The following is a 21,797-nucleotide window of genomic DNA, read 5'->3' as shown; positions in this document are numbered from 1 at the left end:
CTGTCGCTGCTCCGTCACGGCGCCCACGCGGATCACCGCGTGGGCGCCGTCGGCGTCAGTACGGGAGCCAGCAGTGCGGCGAGGAGCACGCATGCGAGCGGTACGACCATCGCCGTCGTGAGGGAGGTCGCCTCGGCGATCCACCCGATGCACGCAGGGCCGGCCAGGAAACCCAGATAACCCAGACCGACGACGCGGGACATGTTCGCGCCGGGGGATCCCGAATCGAGATTGCCCGCGGCGCTGAACAGCTGCGGGAGGGCACCGGACAACCCCAGGCCGAACAATGCCCATCCGGCGAGTGTGAGGACCAGCCACGGCGACAGTGCCACGGCGCCGATCCCGACCGCGGCGACCAGCGTTCCGTATCGGATGACGGCGGCGCTGCCGAACCGGGCGGTGACCCGGTCGGCGACGAAGCGCCCGATCGTCATGGTCGCCGAGAACGCACCGAACGCGAGCGCGGCCACCGACTCCGGGCTGCCGAGCCGTTCCTGCACCTGCAGCGCGCTCCAGTCGTTCGCGACCCCCTCGCACAGCATCAGCGCGAACGCCACACCTCCGAGCAGCACCACGCGGCGCGAGTAACCGGCCCGGGGCCCCGGTGACGACGATCGGATCGGCGGCTCCGTCCGGACGAGGCGCGGCCCCGCCCGGCCCACCACCGCGGCCGCGACGACCCCGGCGACCGCGAGCGTGAGCGCGGGGCGAACCCCGGCGGCCAGGGCGGCCGCGCCCACCAGCGACCCGGCGATCCCGCCCGCGGAGAACAACCCGTGGAAGGCCGACATGATCGGTCGCCGGTACCGCTGTTCGACCACGACCGCCTGGGAGTTCATCGACACGTCCAGCGCGCCGTTCGCGAAACCGAACACTGCGAGAGCGAGTCCGAGCTGCCACGGCGCCGCGGCCAGGCCCGGCCCGACCACCGTCAGGGACAACATCAGAGCGAAGACGATCGTCGTGCGGTGGCTACCGATCAGGTCGGCGAGCCGACCCGTCACGTGCATCCCGCCGAGCGCCCCGAGGGCGAGCAGCAACAGCAACGATCCGAGTGCCGCGTGATCGATGCCCACCCGTTCCCGGATCGCCGGGATGTGGACGACCCACAGGGCGAGCAGGAAGCCGTTGAGCCCGAAGATCGCGAACACCGCCGCCCGGGCGTGCGTGAGCCGGTCCGTCGTCCGTTGCGAATCCACCACGTGGAGGCACGCTACCGAGCGTTCGCGGCCCCTACGTATCGGCGAGCAGCATGGGCACGGGATCGCCGAGGAACGCACCGATCGTCGCGAGTGCCCGTCCCGCCTGCTCCCCGTCGACGAGCCGATGGTCGAACGACAGCGACAACGTGACCACCTTCCGGATCGCGAGAGCACCGTCCACGACCCACGGGCGGTCGGAGATCGCTCCGACGGCGAGGATCGCCGACTCGCCGGGATTGAGGATCGGTGTTCCCCCGTCCACCCCGAACACCCCGACGTTCGTCACCGAGACCGTCGAACCCGTCAGCTCGGACGGCGTGGAGCGGCCCGTCCGCGCGCGGTCGGCGACCTCGGCGATCGACCGGGCCAGACGCGGCAACGACAGGCGCTGGGCCTCCCGGACCACGGGGACCTTCAGGCCGTCGGAGGTCGCAGTGGCGATCCCGAGATGCACGTCGTGGTGGAGCACGATCTCGCCCGTGTCGTCGTCCCAGTGCGCATTGAGCGACGGCTCGTCGGCGATCGCGTGCAACAGTGCGTGGGTGACGATGCTCAGCGCCGTCGGACGGACGCCTTCGAAGGCCGGCGACGCGCGCAGGGTCGACACCAGGTCGACGGTGGCGGTCGCGTCGCACGTGAGGAAGACGCTCGCGTGCGGGGCGGTGAAGGCGCTGCGGGAGACTGCCTCGGCGGTCCGCTTGCGCACCCCTCCGACGGGTATCCGTGTGGTCCGTTCGGGGGACGCCTCAGGGGCGGGTGAGTGTGGTCGTTCGGCGGTGGGTTCTTCGTCGTGGCCTGCGGTAGGTTCGTCGCCGTGTCCGGCGGTGCGCCGCACGTCGTCGCGCGTGATCACACCGCCGCGGCCGGTGCCCGTCACCGTGTCCAGATCGACCTCGAGGAGAGCCGCGAGTTTGCGTGCGCCGGGCTTCGCGTCGGGTCGTGCGGGAGGGGGATCACCGTCGCGGGCACGACCGGCGTCCGCCGAGGCACGGCGGGTCGCGCGTCTGCTCTGCGGGGCGTCGCCGGGTCCGTATCCGACGAGCACCGACGGTCGGGACGGGCCGTCGCTGTCACCGGCCGGTTCGGCGGGCCCGTCCTCGGTGGCGATCCGCAGCAGGGGTGCCCCGACCGGCACCGTCTGTCCCGGCTCGACCAGCAGTTCCTCGACCGTGCCGCCATAGGGCGACGGCAGTTCCACCGTGGCCTTGGCGGTTTCGACCTCCCCGATGACCTGGTTGAGTTCGACACGATCGCCGACCGCGACGACCCAGTGCACCCAGTCCGCTTCGGTGAGTCCCTCACCGAGATCGGGGAGACGGAATTCCTCTACTGCGCGTGTGGGATTCGTCATCGGTGCGCCTCACGCTGCGAGTGCGCGGTCGACCGCGTCGAGGATGCGATCCGGGTCGGGACGGTGGTGGGATTCGAGTTTGGCCGGGGGATAGGGGATGTCGAATCCGCCGACCCGCAGGACCGGTGCCTCGAGCTGGTAGAAGCACCGCTCGGTCGTGCGGGCGGCGATCTCCGCCCCGATGCCGCAGAAGACCGGCGCCTCCTGCACGACGACGAGCCGGCCGGTTCGCCGCACCGACGCCTCGATCGTGTCGAAGTCGATGGGGGACAGCGACCTCAGATCGACGACCTCGAGCGAATGTCCTTCCGCTTCGGCGATGTCGGCTGCGCGTAGCGCGGTAGCGACCAGCGCACCGAAGGTCACGATCGTCGCGTCCGAACCGGACCGGACGACCCGCGCGGACGTGAGCGGCAGGTCGGGTGCGGTCTCCGTGTCGATCTCACCGCGTTCCCAGTAGCGGTGCTTCGGTTCGAGGAAGATCACCGGGTCGTCGAGCGCGACGGCCTGCTGGATCATCGAGTACGCATCGGACGGGGTACTCGGGCTCACGACCCGCAGACCCGCGGTGTGGGTGAAGTACACCTCCGGTGATTCCGAATGATGTTCGACCGCACCGATGCCGCCGCCGTAGGGGATCCGGACGGTGAGCGGGGCCACCACGGCACCGGCCGTGCGGTAGTGGATCTTCGCGACCTGCGAGACGATCTGGTCGAAGGCCGGATAGACGAAGCCGTCGAACTGGATCTCGCACACGGGTCGGTAGCCGCGCAGCGCCATCCCGAACGCCGTTCCCACGATCCCGGATTCGGCGAGGGGAGTGTCGATCACACGACCTTCACCGAAATCCTTCTGCAGGGTGTCGGTGATGCGGAAGACGCCGCCGAGGGTGCCGACGTCTTCACCCATGATGACGACCTTGGGGTCGCGTTCGAGTGCGCGGCGGAGTCCGGCGTTGAGGGCACCGCCGAGGGTCATCGTCGTGGTGGTCATCGTCGCGCCTCCTCCGTGGGGCCGAAACTCGCCAGATATTCGGCGTAGTCCGCGCGTTCCTGTTCGACGAGCGGATGCTCGGTGGCGTAGACGTGGTCGAACAGGGCGGCGGGTTCGGGGTCGGGCATCCCGAGCGTGCCGCGCCGGAGCCGCATCGCGGCATCGTCGGCAGTGGTCCGGACCTCGTCGAAGAAGTCGTCGTCGGCGTGCCCTTCGCGTTCGAGCAGTCGTCGCAACCGATCGATGGGGTCGCGTGCCTGCCACTCCTCGAGATCGGCGGGTGTGCGGTAGCGGGTGGGGTCGTCGGAGGTCGTGTGCGGGCCCATGCGGTAGGTGAGTGCCTCGATGAAGAACGGACCGGCACCCTCGCGGGCATGCCGGACGGCACGCCGGGTCACCGCCAGGACTGCGAGGACGTCGTTGCCGTCGACCTGCACGGCCGGCATCCCGAATCCGGCGGCGCGCCGGGCGAGGGGGACCGGACTCTGCACGTGGGTGGGCACGCTGATCGCCCAGTGGTTGTTCTGGCAGATGAACACCACGCCGACACCCCAGCTGACCGAGAAGACCATGGCCTCCGAGAGGTCGCCCTGGCTCGTGGCGCCGTCGCCGAAGTACACGACGGTGGCGATCTCGGCTCCGTCGAGCTTCGCGCCCATCGCGTAACCGGTGGCGTGCAGGCCCTGGGCTCCGACGACGATGGCCGGGTTGGTGGTGGCGACCGTCTGCGGATCCCATCCGGACAGGCCGCACCCACGCCACAGGCGGGTCATGTCGGCGGGGTCGACGCCGCGGCACAATGCGACGGCGTGCTCGCGGTAGCTGGTGAAGACGTAGTCGTCGGGCGCGAGTGCCCGGGCGGAGCCGACCTGCGCGGCCTCCTGGCCCTGGAGCGGCGCCCAGAGGCCGAGCTCACCCTGCCGTTGGAGAGCCGTCGCCTCAGCGTCGACGCGTCGCGCGACGACCATGTCGCGGTAGAGCCCGCGCAGTTCGTCGGGGCCGACGTCGGCGACGAGTGGGCCGTACTCGGTGTCGAGGACGCGTCGCCCGTCGGGTTGGATCAACTGGACCGGATAGGCGGTCGGTACAACCATCGGATCACCTCGTCGGTGCGGATCCGGCGTGCCCTCGTGAGGCCCGACCGGATGATGTGTGCCGTACATCACATCATCCGGGCAAATCGCGCGTGCGCAATCGATCAGCCTGCAACCGTGCAGAAAGCACGGTTTCGGGGTGCTCCGAGCTGGCAGACTGCGAAGAATGACCAGTCTGGATGCCACCGATGCGCGTCTGCTGCTCGAACTCACGCGCACACCGCGGGCCACGGGAGTCGAGCTGGCGCAGCGTCTCGGGTTGTCCCGCAACACCGTCCAGGCGCGCCTTGCCCGATGGGAGGCCGAGGGCGTGCTCGCCTCGTTCGACCGGCGGGTGGACCCCGTCAGCCTGGGTTATCCGCTCGCCGCCTACGTGGCCACCCGCGTCGATCAGCACCGTCTCGACGAGGTCGTCGACGAACTCGCACAGATCCCCGAGGTCACCGAGGTCTACGGGCTGACCGGGCAGATCGACCTGTCGGTGAAGGTGGTCGCCCGTGACGCCGACGACCTCTATCGGCTCGCGGGCCGGATCCTGAAGATCCGCGGCGTCGAACGCACGGACATGTCGCTGGTCATGCAGGACCTCGTCCCGCAGCGCACGGCGCCGCTGCTGGCCCGGGCCGCCGGGCGCAGCGGAGACGAGGCGACCTAGAGCACTAGCGGCCCGCGTTCGGGGTGGCCAGCTGGGCGGCGGCCTTGCGGATCTGATCGGGGATCGGGACGGGGCGGCGCGTCTGCGGATCGACGTAGACGTGGACGAACCGGCCGGTCGCCGCCGGGATCAGGGTGTCGTCGGCCTCCCGGAAGATTGCGAGCGAATAGGTGATCGACTGTGTGCCCAGACGTTCGACCGCCAGTCCGACCTGCAGGCGGTCGGGGAAGGACAGCTCGGCGAGATAGCGGCAGGAGGTCTCGGCCACGACCCCGATCGCGTCGAGTTCGCGGATGTCGACACCGGTGGTGGAGATGAGCCACCCGTTGACCGCCGAGTCGAAGTACGAGTAGTACGTGACGTTGTTGACGTGGCCGTAATGGTCGTTGTCGGCCCAACGCGTCTGCATGGGCCACAACACCGGGAACTGCTCCGGCTCAGGCGGGGCGGCTGGGCTCGTCGGTTGGCGGTTGCTCACGTCTCGACGATAGTGCTCTCCGCACGTCAAATCAGACCAACCCCCACGCCAATCCCGAACCGAGACGCAAAACCCCCGAATCGGACGTGCACAGGGCGTGTCCGCCCGCCGGGGTCGTCCCGGCACGCACGGCGTGTCGCCCCAAAGCCGGAACGGCGTGTGCCGTTCGTGTCAGGATCGGGTCATGTCCGATACCCCCGTTCTTCTCTCCACCGTCGAACTCGCCGAGATGATCGAGCAGGGCCGGTCGCCGGTGATACTCGACGTCCGCTGGGCACTCGGCGACAGACACGGACGGGACCGATTCCACGAGGGGCACATCAGCGGAGCGGTCTACGTCGACCTGGACGAGGATCTCGCCGATCCGCCCGCACCCGAGCTCGGTCGTCATCCGCTGCCCGACATCGACCGTTTCCAGGCCATCGCACGCCGGTGGGGGATCGACGACGGTGCTCTCGTCGTCGCATACGACGACAGCGGCGATCTCGCCGCGGCCCGCGCGTGGTGGCTGTTGCGCTGGGCGGGGCACTCCGAGGTGCGATTGCTCGACGGCGGACTGCAGGCGTGGATCGCCGGCGGGCACCCTCTCGCCGCAGGACCGGGCGGCGAGAAGAAGCCCGGCAACGTGACGTTGAGCCCCGGCCACATGCCCACCATCGGTCCCGACGAGGCCGCGACCTACGCCACCCACGGAGTTCTGCTCGATGCGCGCGCCCACGCGCGGTACCGCGGCGACGAGGAGCCGGTGGATCGCCGGGCGGGCCACATCCCCGGCGCAGTCAGCGCGCCGACCACCGAGAACCTCCGTCAGGACGGGTCGTTCCTGCCCGCGGATCAGATCGCGCACCGCTTCTCGACGCTGGGCGTGAAGCGCACCGACGTCGCCGTGTACTGCGGATCGGGAATCAACGCCGCACACGAGATCGCCGCACTCGAGATCGCGGGCATCGACGCCGCGCTGTATCCGGGTTCGTGGTCGCAGTGGTCGGCGGATCCGAAGCGGGAGGTCGCCACCGGCAGTTGAGCGGCGACCCGCCGGCCGATGCGCAGTTCTCGTCGACGATTCGCAACATCGCCGACGAGAACTGCACTCCGGAGGCGGGACCACCGGTCGTGAATGGGACAGCTGCCACGGTAGGTGCTGCAGTCCTGGCGACCCTGCTCGGAGCGATCGTCGCCCACCTCGTCGAGGCCGCACCGGTGATCGCCGGCGAGTGCGAGGCGACCTACGGCGTCGACCTCGGCCCGTTCTTCACCGGCTGGTTCGTCGGCGACCTGGGGGGGCGACACCGTGACCACCACGTTCGTGTTCCAGTCGGCGCGAACGGCCGCGTGGGTCAACAACTTCGATCTGCAGAACCCCCGCCACGCACGACATCACCCGCGTCGAGATGACCGTCGCGGTCGATGCCGCCGCCGTGGTGCTCGACGGTCTCGAACAGGGCCATATCGTCTGACGGCCGAGTCCTCCTCCGTCCCGACCGTTCAGGAACGGGAGTACTCCGACGCGCGGCGCACCTGCTCGCGCGTCGGGGTCACTCCCGTGTAGAGCTCGAACTGCAGTGCCGCCTGCAGCGCGATGACCTCGTCGCCCGTGATCACAGGGATGTCGTGCTCGCGGGCGAATCGGACGAGTGGGGTGTCCGGCGGGACGGCCACGACGTCGAAGACCCTCGACGCTGCGGCCACGAAGTCGTGGGGCAGTGGCAGGTCGTCCGCTTCGGCGCCGCCCGCCATCCCGATCGGAGTGGCGTTGACGATCAGCCCGGGTGCGACGTCGCTCGTGTCGGCGCGCCATTCGTAGCCGTACTTGCGTGCGAGCGGTCGTCCGGTGTCCCCGTTGCGCGCGACGATCGTTCCGTCGGTGAATCCGTTGTGGCGCAGCGCCGCTGTCACCGCCTTCGCCATGCCGCCGCTGCCCACCACCGTGACGGGCAGGGCGGAATCGACGCCGTGCTCGACGAGCAGATCGCTCACCGCCTGGTAGTCGGTGTTGTAAGCGTGCAGGACGCCGTCGTCGTTGACGATCGTGTTCACGGACTCGATGGCCCGCGCCGAATCGTGCAGCACGTCGACGAGGGGCAGCACGGCTTCCTTGAACGGCATCGACACCCCGGCGCCGCGGATGCCCAGGCCGCGTATCCCCGCCACGGCGTCCTCGATGTTCGCGGGCGCGAACGCCTTGTAGACGAAGTCGAGGCCGAGTTCCTCGTAGAGATGGTTGTGGAACCGGGTGCCGATGTTGCTGGGACGGCCGGACATCGAGATGCACAGCCGGGTGTCCTTGGAGATGCGCTCGAGCATTTGCTCACCGTAGACCCTACATGTTCGGAAACAGCGATTTTCTCAGGAGAGCACGTTGTTCTCACAACAAAGAGCAAGATACTGCCCGATGCAAGGGAGACGATCTGGGTGCAGGAGGACTGAGATTCGAACGGGAAGGCGCGATCGTCTGGTGCATCATCGACCGGCCCGCAGCGCGCAACGCGTTCACCCCGGCGATGTACTGCGGACCCGAACGTGCGGTGCGACTGGTCGATTCCGATCCCGACCTCGCCGCCCTCGTCATCTCCGCCGTCAACGGCATCTGCCAGGCGGGGAGACTGCTGGTCGCGATGATGTCACGGGCACGACTCCGCCGCGCCCACCAAGGCACGGTGGTCGTCGACCGTGATCGGCAACGCGTAGCGCACCGCCACGGTCAGGTACCGGCCGGCGAACCAGCAGCGGTAACCGGGAGCCGGTGGCAGCCACTGGGCCGGCGTGCCGTCGCGCTTGTCGAGGTTGGCCTGCCCGTCGACAGCGACGAGGTTGTAGGTGATGTCGTTCGCGAACCGGAGTCGACGTTCGGCGGGCCATGCGGCGGCACCGAGATCCCAGGCCGCGGCGAGCGGATAGATGTGATCGATGTGCACGGCGTTCGCCTCGGCACGCCGGAACTCCACGCGCGCACCGGTGTACGGATCGTTCAGGACCCCACTCGTCACGACACAGTCGTCGGTGCCGGCCCGGAAGGTGGGGGAGGTGAGGTCGCGCGCGAGGACGTTGTTGCGGGTATCGCAACCGTCGTGCCCACCGGCCCCGGGATGGTCGTCGGACCAGGCCGGACCGAACACGCATCGCTCGCCCGCGCCGCAGCCCCGCTGATAGCCGGGAACCTTCCGGCGCTGATCGACCACCGTCACCTGCTCGAGCAGGAGATGCACCTCGGCTCGGGTGGGGCTGCCCGGCACCGTCCCGGACCCCGGCGCGGTGCGGTCCCACAACCAGGACACCGCCACCGCGACCACCACTGCCGCCACCCACCACGTCGCGTTCCCCCCACGCACGCGGCGATCCTGACATGCCCTGCCGACAGGATCTTCAGGGCACGGTGACGACGATCTTCCCGCCGACGTGCCCGGACTCGACGAGTTCCAGCGCAGCCCCGGCCTCGGTGAGCGGAAAGGTCCGCTCGACGCGCGGCGTCAGAACACCACGCTCGACGAGCGCCACGACCTGCTCGAACACCTCCCGGGTCCGTCGCCGCGTGATTCCCGAACCGCCCAGCTCCTCCGCGCGTGCCGGATCGGCGACACTCACGACCCGTTCCGGTGCCCGCGTCAGCGCGACCGCCCGCTCGAGCACGTCGCCACCGACGAGGTCGACGACCGCGGTCACCGCCCCGCACCGTTCCGCGGTGGCCGCGACCCGCGCGTCGAACCCGTCACCGGACTCGATCCACAGACCGCCGCACGATTCGACGAGATCCCGTTTCCCCGCACTCGCCACACCGAGGACGGCGGCCCCGGCGTTGTGCGCGAGCTGCGTCGTCGCCGACCCGACACCACCACCGGCACCCAGGACGAGGACGGTGTCCGCATCGACGATCTCGAGAGACTCGACGATGTCGAAGGCCGTTCCGGCCGCGACCGGAAGGGTCGCCGCCACCTCGAACGGCACCGACTCGGGCACGAGCGCAGCAGCCCGCGCGTCGACGAGGGTGTACTCGGCGTAGCCGCCGTAGCCCTCCGCGGCGGCCCCGAAGACGGCGTCGCCCGGCCGGAAGCCGGTGTCCGGACCGGCGGCCTCCACCACACCGGCGACCTCCCGGCCGAGGACCGCCGGGAAGTGCACCGTGACGCTGCCTGTGCGCCGTCCGGACCGCACCTTCCAGTCGGCGGGGTTCACGCCCGCGGCCCGGACTGCCACGAGGAGCTGCCCCGGACCGGGCGGTGGGACGGGGGTGTCGAACAGCTGCTGTGTCTCCGGACCGCCGTACTCCACGAAGCCGTATGCGCGTGCCATGGGACCCAGCCTGCCATCGGGGTCGGGTGCGGCTGGCACGATAGTGGGCATGTTGCACGGGCTGTGGTCACCGGGATCCGGCCTGATGCTGTGGTGGGACCCCGCCGCAGAGCCCGATCCCGACGCGCTGCCGTCTGCGCTGCGCCGGTGGATCGACCGCCCGTTCCGCCATCGCGTCACCCTCACCTTCCCTACGGAGACCGAGCCGAGCACGCTGCCCGCCGTCGCGGTCGCACCGGCGGACGCAGCCGAGCTTCTGCTGGACATGCCGCGGCGTCCCGGGGGTGTCGGCGGCGATCTGCGATATCTCGCGCACGTCGCCCGTGGCATCGAGAGGTGGGCGCAGGCCGGCCGCGTCGCACCGGAGCTCGTGCGTGTCGAGAAGCAGTGGTGGGCGCGGTGGCGCCTGCTCGGCGGCGAGAAGACGCGGGCCTGGTCCGCCGAACTCGCGGCCGCGATGTCTCCCGCGCAACGACAGCTCGGACGGCCCGTCGATCTCCTCGACGATCTGTGCCGCGAACTGACCGACCCCATCGTGCGCACCCTCCACGGCTCGTCGACCTCGCTGCACCCCCTCGTCGCTGCGCTGGCCGAGGGCAGTCCCCATCCCCGTGGCACCCAGCGCATGGCCGATGCGCTCGAGGAATGGCGCGCCAGCCTCGCCGGATACGAACCCGACCTCGTGCTGCGCCTCGTCGAACCGGACGACGTCGACGACGGGGTCGGAGCCGACTCCATCTGGCGGCTCGAGGTGTGCCTGCGTCCGGAGGGACAGTCCCCGACGCCGCTGCCCGTCGAGGACACCGACCCGCACCTGCTCCAGATCGGCGTGCGCAAGCTCGGGACCGCGCTCCAGGCCTATCCCCGCCTGCAGGACGTGCCCCGCGATCCCGACAGTCTCGACCTTCTGCTGCCCACCCCGGTCGTCGTCGATCTCGTCGAGCACGGCGCCCGGGAGCTCGACGCCGCAGGCATCGCGGTGCTGCTACCGCGCGCTTGGACCCGGGTCGATCCGTCCCTGCGTCTGCAGGTCGAGTCACCCGTCGCCCCCGTGAGCGCCGACGACAGCGTCGTCGGGATGAACGCGATCGTCTCGTACGAATGGCAGCTCGCCGTCGGCGACATGCTGCTCACCCCGTCGGAGATGGAAGAGCTCGTCGCGGCCAACAGCGACCTGGTCAAACTGCGCGGCAAATGGGTGCGGGCCGATGCCGAGGCGCTGGCCCGCGCGGCCCGGTACGTCACCGCGCATTCCGCCGAGGATGCGACCCTCGGGTCGTTGTTCGCCCAGTTCACCGGCGACGATGCTCCGCCCGCGGAGGTCACCGAGATCTCCGCCTCCGGCTGGGTCGAGATGCTGCTCGACGGGCAGGCGCACCCCGAGCCTGTCCCCGTGCCGGCGGGATTGAACGCCGAACTGCGTCCCTACCAGCAGCGCGGCCTCGACTGGCTCGCGTTCATGAGCCGGCTCGGTCTCGGCGCCGTGCTCGCCGACGACATGGGCCTGGGCAAGACCATCCAGGTGCTCGCGCTGCTCGCCCATGAACGAGAGTCGGGCCTGCGGAACGCCCCGACCCTGCTGGTCTGCCCGATGTCGGTGGTGGGCAACTGGCAGCGTGAGGCCGAACGGTTCGTGCCCGACCTGCGGGTGCACGTCCACCACGGCGCCCAGCGGCTGAGCGGACCGGCGCTCGCCGCCGCTGCCGCCGACCACGATCTCGTGGTGACGACGTACGCCATCGCCGCCCGCGACGTCGCGCAGCTCGCGACGCTGACCTGGCAACGCGTGGTCCTCGACGAGGCCCAGCACGTGAAGAACACCGCGACCGCGCAGTCCCGCGCCACGCGCGCCGTGCCCGCGGCGCACCGGATCGCGCTCACCGGCACACCGGTGGAGAACCGGCTCGAGGAACTGCGCGCGATCCTGGACTTCGCGAATCCGTCCCTGCTCGGCACCGCGGCGTCCTTCCGGGCCCGCTTCGCGGTGCCGATCGAGCGCGACCACGACGCCGTCGCTGCGGCGCGGTTGCGGGCGTTGTCCGCACCGTTCGTGATGCGCCGCGTCAAGACCGACCCCGACGTGATCTCCGATCTGCCCGAGAAGTTCGAGCAGACCGTGCGCGCCAACCTCACGGCCGAGCAGGCCGCCCTGTATCGGGCCGTCGTGGACGACATGATGCGCCGGATCCGGGACAAGGAGGGCATGGCCCGCAAGGGCGCGGTGCTCGCGGCGCTGACCCGGCTCAAGCAGGTGTGCAACCACCCCGCGCACTATCTGGGCGACGGCTCGCCCGTCCTGCGTCGCGGACGGCACCGCTCGGGCAAACTCGGCCTGGTCGAGGACATTGTCGAGTCGGTGCTGGCCGACGGCGAGAAGGTGTTGCTGTTCACGCAGTTCCGCGAGTTCGGTGAGCTCGTCGTGCCCTATCTCGAGGAGCGGTTCGCCACGACGGTGCCCTTCCTGCACGGGGGAGTGTCCAAGGGCCGGCGCGACGCGATGGTCGACGGCTTCCAGAGCGAGGGCGGACCGCCGATCATGGTGCTCTCGCTCAAGGCGGGCGGCACCGGACTGAACCTCACCGCCGCCAACCACGTCGTGCACCTCGACCGGTGGTGGAATCCGGCGGTGGAGAACCAGGCCACCGACCGTGCGTTCCGGATCGGGCAGCGTCGCGACGTCCAGGTCCGCAAGCTCGTCTGTGTGGGAACGGTGGAGGAACGTATCGACGAGATGCTTACCGGCAAGCAGGAACTGGCCGAGATTGTGGTCGGGGCAGGGGAGAACTGGATCACCGAGCTGTCCACCGATCAGCTGCACTCCCTGCTCACCCTCGGCGACGACGCGGTGGGGGACTAGATGGCACGGGGCAACGTACGCCGCTACGGCACGGCCCGCCGGATCGACGGCGGCATCGAGGCGCGCACCAAGCGGGGCTCGATCGGCCGCAGCTGGTGGTCGAAGGAACTGATCTCGGCGATGGAGGAGGTCGCCGAGAAGGGGCGACTGACGCGGGGCCGTGCGTATGCACGCGCCGGCCAGGTGATCTCCATGCGGCTCGAACCCGGAGCGGCCGTCGGCGACGTGCAGGGCAGTCAACTCACCCCTTTCACCTCGGCGGTGCGGGTGCGCACGCTCGACGAGGAGGCGGTGGGAGACCTCGTCTCGCTCGTCCGCTCGTCGCCGGGCATGCTGACGCGACTTGCGGCGGGCATCCTTCCCGAGGAACTCGGATCGGCCCTCCTCCCGCGACGCTCGGGTGAACTCGACTTCGACTGCACCTGCCCCGACGACGGGTGGCCCTGCAAGCACGCCGCGGCCGTCGCCTACCTGCTCGCAGAACACGTCGACGACCAACCGTTCGCGGTCCTGACCCTGCGCGGGGTGGACCTCGCGACGCTGATCGGCGGCGTCGACGATGCGGACGCCTACGAAGAGGTGGCCGCGGCGCGGGACTTCTACGGCGACGACACCGAGTTGTCCGAGCTGCCCACGGAACGGTTCCGTCCCGCGCTCGAGGACCTCGATCCGATGCTGCTGCGCCGCGCGTTGCGGGCCGGCGGAACCGACGAAGCCGTGGTGATCCGGGGGATCATCGACCTCGAGGATCTCTACCGCCGCATGCGTTGACCTCGATCGGTCGCCGGTGGTTGTGTCGTCCGTCCCTGGGGTATGCCGCCCGTGAAGGTGACGGCTCCGGTCGCGCCACCGACAGCACATGCCACGAGTGGAGGATTCATGCGGACTCCGGAAGCATCGTCGACAGCGCGGGAGAACGCCGAACGTGCGGTCGATGCGGTCCAGCAGGAGGCCGACACCTATCGGAACGGGGAGGATCGACCCCTCGGTGGATATGCGGTGCTCATGTCCGTGTACCTCACCACTGTCGGCACGCTCGGCGCCGTCGCGGCAAAGCGCGGGCGGCCGATGCCGAAGCCCGATGCCGGCGATCTCGTGGTGACCGCGCTCGCGAGCCACAAGGTCTCCCGGATCGTGAGCAAGGCGGCGGTGACCAGTCCCGTCCGCGCACCGTTCACGAAGTTCGACGGCCCCGGTGGTCCGGCCGAGGTGATGGAGCAGCCCCGCAAGTCGTCGCGGGTCCGTCACGCCGTCGGGGAACTGCTGGCCTGCCCCTTCTGCCTCGACCTGTGGACGGTGACGGCGATGGTCTTCGGCCGCGTCTACGCTCCGAATCTCACGCGTCTGGTGGCGGGTTCGTTCGCGGCGCTGACCGGAGCCGACTTCCTGCACCTGGCGTACGCGAAGGCGCAGCAGATCGCCGAGGGCTGATATCGGCCCCTCGCGCATCGACCGTGCGTGAGGGTGCCGGCGGATCCGGTCCGGTGTGACGGTAGACATACGTGGACTTCCAACTATAGGATGAGCGAAGACTTCGGGCCTGGGCCCGTTCGTGCCGAAATCGCACACCCCACGTCATCGCACACCAGTAAAGGACGGGATCGGACATGAGCGTTCGAGAATTGACCCACTTCGTCGGCGGGCAGCACGTCGCCGGCACCTCCGGCCGCTTCGCCGACGTCTTCGCCCCCAACACCGGAGAGGTCCAGGCCCGCGTGCCGCTCGCGGCCGACTCCGAGGTCGACGCCGTCATCGCCAACGCCGCCGAGGCGCAGAAGGTGTGGGCGTCCTGGAATCCGCAGAAGCGCGTGCGCGTCCTCATGAAGTTCGTGTACCTCGTGCAGGAGAACATGGACGAGCTCGCCCACCTGCTGTCGAGCGAGCACGGCAAGACCGTCCCCGACGCGAAGGGCGACATCCAGCGCGGCCTCGAGGTGATCGAGGTCGCGATCGGCGCCCCGCACCTCCTCAAGGGTGAGTACACCGAGTCCGCAGGCGGCGGAATCGACGTGTACTCGATGCGTCAGCCCCTCGGCGTCGTCGCCGGGATCACCCCGTTCAACTTCCCGGCCATGATCCCGCTGTGGAAGGCCGGCCCGGCGCTCGCCGCCGGAAACGCGTTCGTGCTCAAGCCTTCCGAGCGCGACCCCTCGGTGCCGCTCCGTCTGGCCGAGCTGTTCCTCGAGGCCGGCCTGCCCGCCGGTGTGTTCAACGTCGTCAACGGCGACAAGAGCGCCGTCGACTACCTGCTCGACGACCCGCGCATCAAGGCGATCGGCTTCGTCGGCTCGACTCCCATCGCGCAGTACATCTACGAGACGGCCGCGAAGAACGGCAAGCGCGCACAGTGCTTCGGTGGTGCGAAGAACCACGCGATCGTCATGCCCGACGCCGACCTCGACCAGGTCGCGGACGCACTCGTCGGCGCCGCCTACGGCTCGGCCGGTGAGCGCTGCATGGCGCTGTCCGTCGCCGTCCCCGTGGGCGAGGAGACCGCGGATCGTCTCGTCGCCAAGCTCACCGAGCGCATCGCCGAACTGCGTATCGGCACCAGCTTCGACGAGAAGGCCGACTTCGGTCCGCTCGTGACCGCCGCCGCCCGCGACCGCGTGCACGGCTACATCGCCCAGGGCGTCGAAGAAGGCGCCGAGCTGGTCGTCGACGGCCGCGACTTCGTCCTCGAGGGCCACGAGAACGGCTTCTTCTCGGGCGCCACCCTGTTCGACAAGGTCACCCCCGAGATGTCCATCTACAAGGAGGAGATCTTCGGTCCCGTGCTCACCGTGGTGCGTGCGCGCGACTACGAGGACGCCCTGCGCCTGCCCACCGAGCACGAGTACGGCAACGGCGTCGCGATCTTCACCCGCGACGGCGACACCGCCCGCGACTTCGCGGCCCGCGTCGAGGTCGGCATGGTCGGCATCAACGTCCCGATCCCCGTCCCGATCGCGTACTACACCTTCGGCGGCTGGAAGGCCTCCGGCTTCGGCGACCTCAACCAGCACGGCCCCGACGCCTTCCGCTTCTACACCAAGACCAAGACGGTCACGCAGCGCTGGCCGTCCGGTGTCAAGGAAGGCGACATCGAGGGTGCGCACGTGGCCGACACCGACCACTTCGTCATCCCGACGATGAACTAGGCGGTCCATCGATGTTCGTTCTCACCGACGACGACCGGGCGATCCGCGACACCGCCCGGGACTTCGCCACCGAATATCTGGCCCCGAACGCGGTCGAATGGGACCAGAGCAAGCACTTCCCCGTGGACGTGCTGCGCAAGGCCGCCGAACTGGGCATGGGCGGGATCTACGTCCGCGAGGACGTGGGCGGATCGGGGCTGCGACGCCTCGACTCCGTCCGCATCTTCGAGGAGCTCGCGAAGGGTTGCCCGTCCATCGCCGCCTACATCTCCATCCACAACATGGTCACGTGGATGATCGACAAGTTCGGCAACGACGACCAGCGCAAGCAGTGGATCCCGAAGCTCTGCACGATGGAGCACCTCGCGAGCTACTGCCTCACCGAGCCGGGCGCCGGATCCGATGCGGCGGCCCTGAGCACCAAGGCCGTTCGTGACGGCGACGAGTACGTGCTCACCGGAGTCAAGCAGTTCATCTCCGGGGCCGGCACGTCCGACGTCTACGTGGTCATGGCCCGCACCGGCGATACCGGCGCCCGCGGTATTTCGGCGTTCATCGTCCCGAAGGACACCGCCGGGCTGTCCTTCGGCGCCAACGAGAAGAAGATGGGCTGGAACGCGCAGCCCACCCGCCAGGTCATCCTCGACGGCGCCCGCGTGCCCGCCGAGAACCTCCTCGGCACCGAGGGCGGCGGCTTCCGGATCGCCATGCACGGCCTCAACGGCGGCCGCATCAACATCGCCGCGTGCTCGGTGGGCGGCGGCCAGACCGCCCTCGACCGGGCGGTCGCCTACCTCGCCGAGCGCAAGGCATTCGGCGAGCGGCTGCTCGACTCGCAGGCGCTGCAGTTCCGCCTCGCCGACATGCGGATCGAACTCGAGGCCGCACGCACGATGCTGTGGCGTGCCGCCGACGCTCTCGACCGTGGCGCCGACGACGTCGTGGAGCTGTGCGCGATGGCCAAGCGCTTCGCCACCGACACCGGTTTCGAGGTCGCGAACGAGGCGCTGCAGTTGCACGGCGGCTACGGTTACCTTGCCGAGTACGGGATCGAGAAGATCGTCCGCGACCTGCGCGTGCATCAGATCCTGGAAGGAACCAACGAGATCATGCGGGTGGTCGTCGCGCGGAGCGTGGTGGCTGCAGCGCAGAACGGAGTGGCATGACCGGGCAGGAACCCGAGATCCTCATCGACGTGAAGGACGGCATCGGCCGTATCACGCTCAACCGGCCCAAGGCCATCAACGCCCTCAACCACGCCATGGTCCTCGAGATGTCGAAGGCCCTGAGCGCGTGGGAGAACGACGATTCGGTGCGTGCCGTGCTGGTGCGCGGTGCCGGTGAGCGCGGCCTGTGCGCCGGCGGCGACATCGTCTCGATCTACCACGACGCCAAGGACGGCGGCACGGGATCGCAGGACTTCTGGCGCGACGAGTACATCCTCAACGCCGCCATCGGTCGTTACCCGAAGCCGTACATCGCGATCATGGACGGCATCGTCATGGGCGGCGGCGTCGGGATCTCGGCGCACGGCAACGTCCGGATCGTCACCGAACGCTCGAGCATCGCGATGCCCGAGACCGGAATCGGATTCGTTCCCGACGTCGGCGGCACCTACCTGCTCTCGCGCACCCCCGGCGAGATCGGCACGCACATCGCGCTGACCACCGGACGGATGAAGGCCGGCGACGCCGTCACCCTGGGCTTCGCCGACCACTACCTGCCGTTCGATTCGCTCGACAAGTTCGTCGCCGCACTCGAATCCGGCCCGCTCGAGGACGCGCTCGCCGAATACTCGCAGCCCGCACCGGAATCGGCGCTGCTCGGGCAGCGCGAATGGATCGACGCGGCGTACTCCGCCGACACCGTCGAGGAGATCGTCGAACGCCTTCGGGCTTCCGATGTTCCGGAGGCACGGGAGACCGCCGGCCAGGTGCTCGCGAAATCGCCTGTCGCGCTGAAGGTGACCCTCCGCTCGCTGCGTCACGCCCGGCAGCTCGGCAGCCTCGAAGAGGTGCTGAACGAGGAGTTCCGGGTCTCGACCGCCTCGCTGAAGTCGCACGACCTCGTCGAGGGCATCCGCGCACAGGTCGTCGACAAGGACCGCAACCCGCAGTGGTCGCCGGCGACCCTCGCCGATGTCACCGAGGCCGACGTCGACGCCTACTTCCAGCCGCTCGGCGATCTCGAACTCGGGCTCGCCGCTCCCAAGGAGAACGACCGATGAGTGAACTTCCCACCGTCGCCTTCCTCGGCCTCGGACACATGGGTGGGCCGATGGCCGCGAACCTCGTCCGCGCCGGGTACACAGTCAACGGTTACGACCCGGTTCCCGCTGCGCAGGAAGAGGCCACGAAGAACGGCATCACCGTCGCCGAGACCGCGACCGACGCGGTGCGCGGCGCCCAGGTCGTGATCACCATGCTGCCCAACGGCAAGCTCGTCCTCGACCTGTACGACGAGATCCTGCCTGCGGCCGAGGCGAACACGTTGTTCGTCGACAGCTCGACCATCGACGTCGCCGATGCCCGCGCGGCGGCGGAGAAGGCACGCAAGGCCGGTCACCGTGCCGTCGACGCCCCGGTCTCCGGCGGTGTCGCCGGTGCCGCCGCAGGCACCCTCGCGTTCATGGTCGGCGGCGGCGAGGACGACTTCGCCACCGCGAAGCCCCTGCTCGAGGCCATGGGACGTAAGATCGTCCACTGCGGCGGGTCGGGCAACGGCCAGGCCGCGAAGATCTGCAACAACATGATCCTGGGCATCTCGATGATCGCCATCAGCGAGGCATTCGTCCTCGGTGAGAAGCTGGGCCTCGACAACCAGGCACTGTTCGACGTCGCGTCCAACGCGTCCGGTCAGTGCTGGGCGTTGACGAGCAACTGCCCGGTGCCGGGCCCCGTCCCGACCACCCCCGCGAACAACGACTACACGCCAGGCTTCGCGGCCGCGCTCATGGACAAGGATCTCGGACTGGCCGCGAACGCGGTGCGCGCCAACGGTGTCGAGGCCGAACTCGGACTGCGTGCAGCCGAGCTCTACCATCGTTTCAACACCGAGGGTGGTGGAGGACTCGACTTCTCCGCCATCATCACCGACATCCGAGACCGCTCGACCGTGAAGGACAGCCAGTGACCGATTTCGAGACCATCCTGCTCGACCGCAAAGGCCGCGTCGGCATCGTCACCCTCAATCGGCCGAAGGCGCTCAACGCCCTCAACAGCCAGTTGATGCGTGAGGTCGTCGCCGCCGTCGAGGAACTCGACGCGGACGACGAGATCGGTGCGATCCTGCTCACCGGCTCGGAGAAGGCGTTCGCCGCCGGCGCCGACATCAAGGAGATGGCTCCGAAGACCTTCGCCGAGGTCTACGCGGAAGACCTGTTCTCGCAGTGGGATCGGCTCTCGTCCGTCCGCAAGCCGATCGTCGCTGCGGTGTCGGGCTACGCGCTCGGTGGCGGTTGCGAGCTGGCGATGCTGTGCGACTTCATCATCGCGTCCGACACCGCCAAGTTCGGTCAGCCCGAGATCAAGCTCGGCGTCATCCCGGGCATCGGCGGATCGCAGCGTCTCACCCGCGCCGTGGGCAAGGCCAAGGCCATGGACATGTGTCTGACCGGCCGCAACATGGACGCCGAGGAGGCCGAGCGCGCCGGACTCGTCTCGCGCATCGTTCCCGCCGCCGAACTGTTCGACGTGGCGCTCGAGACGGCGACGACCATCGCGTCGATGTCGCTGCCGGTTGCGATCATGGCGAAGGAGGCCGTCAACCGGTCCTTCGAGACGACGCTGGCCGAGGGCGTGAAGTTCGAGCGCCGCGTGTTCCATTCGACGTTCGCCACCGCCGACCAGAAGGAAGGCATGGCGGCCTTCGTCGAGAAGCGCGCGCCGGAGTTCAAGCACGCCTGATCCGCACCACCCGTACACGACGAAGGGCCGCCCCGAACGGGGCGGCCCTCCTCGTTTCTCGGCAATCTCTCGCGCCTCACCACTTGGAAGGCGCACCGCCGGTGTCGAAGTCGCCGGCGTCGTGCCGCATCGTCGCGATGATGCGCAGCAGTGTGTCGATGTGCTCCTCCGGAATGCCGGGCCGGGCGAAGACCTCCGTGTTGAGCTTCTCCGTCGCCTGGATCGCCAATGCCCGTCCCTCGTCGGTGAGTTCGATGAGTGTGGCCCGTCGATCGCTCGGATGCGGGGTACGCCGGACCAGTCCGGCCTTCTCGAGCCGGTCGACGGCATTGGTGACGCTGGTGGGGTGCACCTGCAGGCGCGCGCTGGCCTTCGCCATCGGCAATGCTCCCGACCTGGTGAAATGCAGCAGCGTGAGCAGTTCGTAGCGGGCGAAGGTCAGGCCGAAGGGCTTGAGCACCTCCTCGACCCGCGCCATCATGATCTGCTGTGCCCGCATCACCGAGGTGACCGCGGCCATGCCGTCCGCGACTTCGCCCCAGCCGTGGGCGGTCCACTGGCGGTGGGCTTCGGCGATGGGGTCGAGGGGGAGTGGTGCGGGCATGCCTCCATCATCCCACGGACGAACGCGCAGGTAGCCAGGGCACACCGGTTTCCGGTGCCTTTCCTGCCGGGTTCAGCGGTACGCGTAGTCGCGGAAACGTTCGTCGACCTCGCCCACACTCAGCCCGAACTCCTCGAGCGTGTACCGGTGCGCGGGTTTCCTTGCCCCGCTGCGGCTTTCTTCGTGCAGGTCGGCCATCGCGCGTTCGGCCTCCGCGGTGAACGGCAGACCGAACCGGTCGTACAGGCCGCCGACGGTGCCGAGCGGATCGGCGACGAAATCCCGGTAGTCCACGTCGACGAAACGAGCGGGATCGTGCCGGCGGCGCACCTCGGTGAAATGATCGAAACCCCGTGCCCAGAGGTCGAGCTGGCTGCGCCCGATCGTCTCACCGGCGAACGCGTCGGACCATCCCTCTGTGGCCTGCGCCGCGAGGCTGCACACCGACGGGATCACGGTGCGCGGATCTCGATGGGTGACGACGACGAGCGCGTCCGGATACACCGTGAGCAGTTCGTCCAGTGCGAACAGATGACTGGGATTCTTGAGCACCCACCGCTTGTCGGCGTCCGGCAGTCCGATGAGCTGCAGATTCCTCCGGTGCCGGGCATAGGCCGCGGTCCAGTCCTGCTCCGCGAGCCACTGCGAATAGGTGGGCAGGTGGGCCAGGCACTCGTAGGAGATCGAGCGGAACGACTGGCGCAGCAACTGCCAGCATTCCTCGACCTCGGCGGCCGACATGTAGTGCACACCCATGAATTCGGGATGCTCGACGTGGTGCTGTGCGAATCCGGCCTCGATCCCGGCGAAGACGGGATTCTCCGCCCAGGTCTCGCGAGGAGGTCGCGGTTGCGGCATCTCGGTCAGCCACATCTCGAGCCCCTGATGGGCGGGATCCGCGGCGAGTAGGCGGTGCAGTGCCGTCGTGCCGGTACGGGGCAGGCCGGTGACGAAGATCGGCCGGGTGACCGGGACGTCCGTGTGCTCGGGATGGGCAGACCAGGCAGATTCCGACAGCAACCGCGCCACGAGGGCGCCGCGCAGGAAGACCCGTGACATCTTGCTGCCGAGCGGGGTGAGCTTCTCGTCCCGCGCATACGACTCGAGCAGGACCTCGAGCCCGTCACGGTAGTCGTCGTCGCCGAAATCGGTCAGGCCCGTCAGGCGGGTCGCGGAAGCGTGCAGATCCTCGACGGTGCCGACGGTGGTGCGTTCGCTCATGTGCTTTCCC

At 69.2% G+C, this 21,797-nt stretch carries 21 protein-coding genes; 11 read left to right on the top strand and 10 right to left on the bottom strand.

From position 1 onward, the window contains the following. Positions 1-32: 32 nt before the first annotated feature. From BLV31_RS17910 to pdhA, 4 genes are read right to left on the bottom strand one after another with little or no spacing between them, the layout of a single operon-like run. On the bottom strand, positions 33-1,202 hold the full coding sequence (locus tag BLV31_RS17910; protein WP_081263462.1) for an MFS transporter: 1,170 nt from the start codon (positions 1,200-1,202) through the stop codon (positions 33-35). A gap of 31 nt (positions 1,203-1,233) precedes the next feature. Then, positions 1,234-2,553 carry a dihydrolipoamide acetyltransferase family protein gene (locus BLV31_RS17905; protein WP_064061214.1) on the bottom strand — a complete coding sequence of 440 codons (1,320 nt, stop codon included), beginning with the start codon at positions 2,551-2,553 and terminating at the stop codon, positions 1,234-1,236. 9 nt (positions 2,554-2,562) lie between these two features. Continuing rightward, positions 2,563-3,546: an alpha-ketoacid dehydrogenase subunit beta gene (locus BLV31_RS17900; RefSeq protein WP_006552547.1), complete on the bottom strand. Its 984-nt coding sequence runs from the start codon at positions 3,544-3,546 to the stop codon at positions 2,563-2,565. Further along, on the bottom strand, positions 3,543-4,640 hold the full coding sequence (pdhA, locus tag BLV31_RS17895) for a pyruvate dehydrogenase (acetyl-transferring) E1 component subunit alpha (protein WP_006552548.1): 1,098 nt from the start codon (positions 4,638-4,640) through the stop codon (positions 3,543-3,545). The genes BLV31_RS17900 and pdhA overlap by 4 nt, the downstream gene beginning before the upstream one ends. 166 nt (positions 4,641-4,806) lie before the next feature. Here pdhA and BLV31_RS17890 point away from each other — a divergent pair, with 166 nt between their 5' ends. Continuing rightward, complete coding sequence (locus BLV31_RS17890; protein ID WP_006552549.1) at positions 4,807-5,295, top strand: Lrp/AsnC family transcriptional regulator; 489 nt, start codon at positions 4,807-4,809, stop codon at positions 5,293-5,295. A gap of 4 nt (positions 5,296-5,299) precedes the next feature. Here BLV31_RS17890 and BLV31_RS17885 read toward each other — a convergent pair whose 3' ends face one another. After that, positions 5,300-5,773 (bottom strand): acyl-CoA thioesterase, encoded by a 474-nt coding sequence (locus BLV31_RS17885; RefSeq protein WP_024103679.1) that lies wholly within the window; start codon positions 5,771-5,773, stop codon positions 5,300-5,302. Between the two features lie 184 nt (positions 5,774-5,957). Here BLV31_RS17885 and BLV31_RS17880 point away from each other — a divergent pair, with 184 nt between their 5' ends. After that, on the top strand, positions 5,958-6,797 hold the full coding sequence (locus BLV31_RS17880) for a sulfurtransferase (RefSeq protein WP_006552551.1): 840 nt from the start codon (positions 5,958-5,960) through the stop codon (positions 6,795-6,797). After that, positions 6,794-7,168 (top strand): hypothetical protein, encoded by a 375-nt coding sequence (locus tag BLV31_RS17875; RefSeq protein WP_139192967.1) that lies wholly within the window; start codon positions 6,794-6,796, stop codon positions 7,166-7,168. Before BLV31_RS17880 ends, BLV31_RS17875 begins: the two co-directional genes overlap by 4 nt. 90 nt (positions 7,169-7,258) lie before the next feature. On the opposite strand, the gene BLV31_RS17870 is transcribed toward BLV31_RS17875, so the two are convergent. From BLV31_RS17870 to BLV31_RS17860, 3 genes are all read right to left on the bottom strand, one after another. Continuing rightward, positions 7,259-8,077 carry a shikimate 5-dehydrogenase gene (locus tag BLV31_RS17870; RefSeq protein WP_064061216.1) on the bottom strand — a complete coding sequence of 273 codons (819 nt, stop codon included), beginning with the start codon at positions 8,075-8,077 and terminating at the stop codon, positions 7,259-7,261. A 317-nt stretch (positions 8,078-8,394) separates the two neighbouring features. Then, positions 8,395-9,066, bottom strand: a complete 672-nt coding sequence (locus BLV31_RS17865) for an HNH endonuclease family protein (protein ID WP_006552554.1) — start codon at positions 9,064-9,066, stop codon at positions 8,395-8,397. 70 nt (positions 9,067-9,136) lie between these two features. Continuing rightward, positions 9,137-10,060 (bottom strand): NADP-dependent oxidoreductase, encoded by a 924-nt coding sequence (locus tag BLV31_RS17860; RefSeq protein WP_064061217.1) that lies wholly within the window; start codon positions 10,058-10,060, stop codon positions 9,137-9,139. Positions 10,061-10,109: 49 nt separating this feature from the next. Here BLV31_RS17860 and BLV31_RS17855 point away from each other — a divergent pair, with 49 nt between their 5' ends. From BLV31_RS17855 to BLV31_RS17820, 8 genes are all read left to right on the top strand, one after another. Then, a complete protein-coding gene (locus BLV31_RS17855) occupies positions 10,110-12,917 on the top strand; it encodes a DEAD/DEAH box helicase (RefSeq protein ID WP_064061218.1) in 2,808 nt (935 codons plus the stop codon). Continuing rightward, positions 12,918-13,688, top strand: a complete 771-nt coding sequence (locus tag BLV31_RS17850) for an SWIM zinc finger family protein (RefSeq protein WP_064061219.1) — start codon at positions 12,918-12,920, stop codon at positions 13,686-13,688. It abuts the gene before it with no gap. A gap of 108 nt (positions 13,689-13,796) precedes the next feature. After that, entirely contained in the window at positions 13,797-14,348 is a 552-nt protein-coding gene (locus BLV31_RS17845; protein ID WP_006552558.1) for a DUF1360 domain-containing protein, read from the top strand. 176 nt (positions 14,349-14,524) lie between these two features. Further along, positions 14,525-16,057, top strand: coding sequence for a CoA-acylating methylmalonate-semialdehyde dehydrogenase (locus BLV31_RS17840; RefSeq protein WP_006552559.1), 1,533 nt, complete (start codon positions 14,525-14,527; stop codon positions 16,055-16,057). A gap of 11 nt (positions 16,058-16,068) precedes the next feature. Continuing rightward, positions 16,069-17,223 carry an acyl-CoA dehydrogenase family protein gene (locus BLV31_RS17835; RefSeq protein WP_064061220.1) on the top strand — a complete coding sequence of 385 codons (1,155 nt, stop codon included), beginning with the start codon at positions 16,069-16,071 and terminating at the stop codon, positions 17,221-17,223. Next, a complete protein-coding gene (locus BLV31_RS17830) occupies positions 17,220-18,284 on the top strand; it encodes an enoyl-CoA hydratase/isomerase family protein (protein ID WP_064061221.1) in 1,065 nt (354 codons plus the stop codon). Before BLV31_RS17835 ends, BLV31_RS17830 begins: the two co-directional genes overlap by 4 nt. Beyond that, positions 18,281-19,189 carry a 3-hydroxyisobutyrate dehydrogenase gene (mmsB, locus tag BLV31_RS17825; RefSeq protein ID WP_006552562.1) on the top strand — a complete coding sequence of 303 codons (909 nt, stop codon included), beginning with the start codon at positions 18,281-18,283 and terminating at the stop codon, positions 19,187-19,189. The genes BLV31_RS17830 and mmsB overlap by 4 nt, the downstream gene beginning before the upstream one ends. Beyond that, positions 19,186-19,962: an enoyl-CoA hydratase gene (locus BLV31_RS17820; protein ID WP_006552563.1), complete on the top strand. Its 777-nt coding sequence runs from the start codon at positions 19,186-19,188 to the stop codon at positions 19,960-19,962. The genes mmsB and BLV31_RS17820 overlap by 4 nt, the downstream gene beginning before the upstream one ends. A 76-nt stretch (positions 19,963-20,038) precedes the next feature. Here the strand turns inward: BLV31_RS17820 and BLV31_RS17815 are convergent, their stop codons facing one another. After that, positions 20,039-20,566: a MarR family winged helix-turn-helix transcriptional regulator gene (locus BLV31_RS17815; RefSeq protein ID WP_006552564.1), complete on the bottom strand. Its 528-nt coding sequence runs from the start codon at positions 20,564-20,566 to the stop codon at positions 20,039-20,041. Between the two features lie 72 nt (positions 20,567-20,638). After that, a complete protein-coding gene (locus BLV31_RS17810; protein WP_064061222.1) occupies positions 20,639-21,787 on the bottom strand; it encodes a sulfotransferase family protein in 1,149 nt (382 codons plus the stop codon). Between the last annotated feature and the right edge of the window lie 10 nt (positions 21,788-21,797).

The organism is Rhodococcus pyridinivorans, assembly GCF_900105195.1.
GTDB classification, from domain to species: Bacteria; Actinomycetota; Actinomycetes; order Mycobacteriales; family Mycobacteriaceae; genus Rhodococcus; species Rhodococcus pyridinivorans.
This window is presented reverse-complemented; position numbering and strand designations above follow the sequence as displayed.

Bases quoted from the DNA above. Each gene is read 5' to 3' on its own strand.
- BLV31_RS17855 (WP_064061218.1), top strand. From the start codon at position 10,110: ATGTTGCACGGGCTGTGGTCACCGGGATCCGGCCTGATGCTGTGGTGG.
- BLV31_RS17845 (WP_006552558.1), top strand. From the start codon at position 13,797: ATGCGGACTCCGGAAGCATCGTCGACAGCGCGGGAGAACGCCGAACGT.
- BLV31_RS17880 (WP_006552551.1), top strand. From the start codon at position 5,958: ATGTCCGATACCCCCGTTCTTCTCTCCACCGTCGAACTCGCCGAGATG.
- BLV31_RS17835 (WP_064061220.1), top strand. From the start codon at position 16,069: ATGTTCGTTCTCACCGACGACGACCGGGCGATCCGCGACACCGCCCGG.
- BLV31_RS17850 (WP_064061219.1), top strand. From the start codon at position 12,918: ATGGCACGGGGCAACGTACGCCGCTACGGCACGGCCCGCCGGATCGAC.
- mmsB (WP_006552562.1), top strand. From the start codon at position 18,281: ATGAGTGAACTTCCCACCGTCGCCTTCCTCGGCCTCGGACACATGGGT.
- BLV31_RS17815 (WP_006552564.1), bottom strand. From the start codon at position 20,566: ATGCCCGCACCACTCCCCCTCGACCCCATCGCCGAAGCCCACCGCCAG.
- BLV31_RS17870 (WP_064061216.1), bottom strand. From the start codon at position 8,077: ATGCTCGAGCGCATCTCCAAGGACACCCGGCTGTGCATCTCGATGTCC.
- BLV31_RS17860 (WP_064061217.1), bottom strand. From the start codon at position 10,060: ATGGCACGCGCATACGGCTTCGTGGAGTACGGCGGTCCGGAGACACAG.
- pdhA (WP_006552548.1), bottom strand. From the start codon at position 4,640: ATGGTTGTACCGACCGCCTATCCGGTCCAGTTGATCCAACCCGACGGG.
- BLV31_RS17900 (WP_006552547.1), bottom strand. From the start codon at position 3,546: ATGACCACCACGACGATGACCCTCGGCGGTGCCCTCAACGCCGGACTC.
- BLV31_RS17905 (WP_064061214.1), bottom strand. From the start codon at position 2,553: ATGACGAATCCCACACGCGCAGTAGAGGAATTCCGTCTCCCCGATCTC.
- BLV31_RS17830 (WP_064061221.1), top strand. From the start codon at position 17,220: ATGACCGGGCAGGAACCCGAGATCCTCATCGACGTGAAGGACGGCATC.
- BLV31_RS17810 (WP_064061222.1), bottom strand. From the start codon at position 21,787: ATGAGCGAACGCACCACCGTCGGCACCGTCGAGGATCTGCACGCTTCC.
- BLV31_RS17890 (WP_006552549.1), top strand. From the start codon at position 4,807: ATGACCAGTCTGGATGCCACCGATGCGCGTCTGCTGCTCGAACTCACG.
- BLV31_RS17840 (WP_006552559.1), top strand. From the start codon at position 14,525: ATGAGCGTTCGAGAATTGACCCACTTCGTCGGCGGGCAGCACGTCGCC.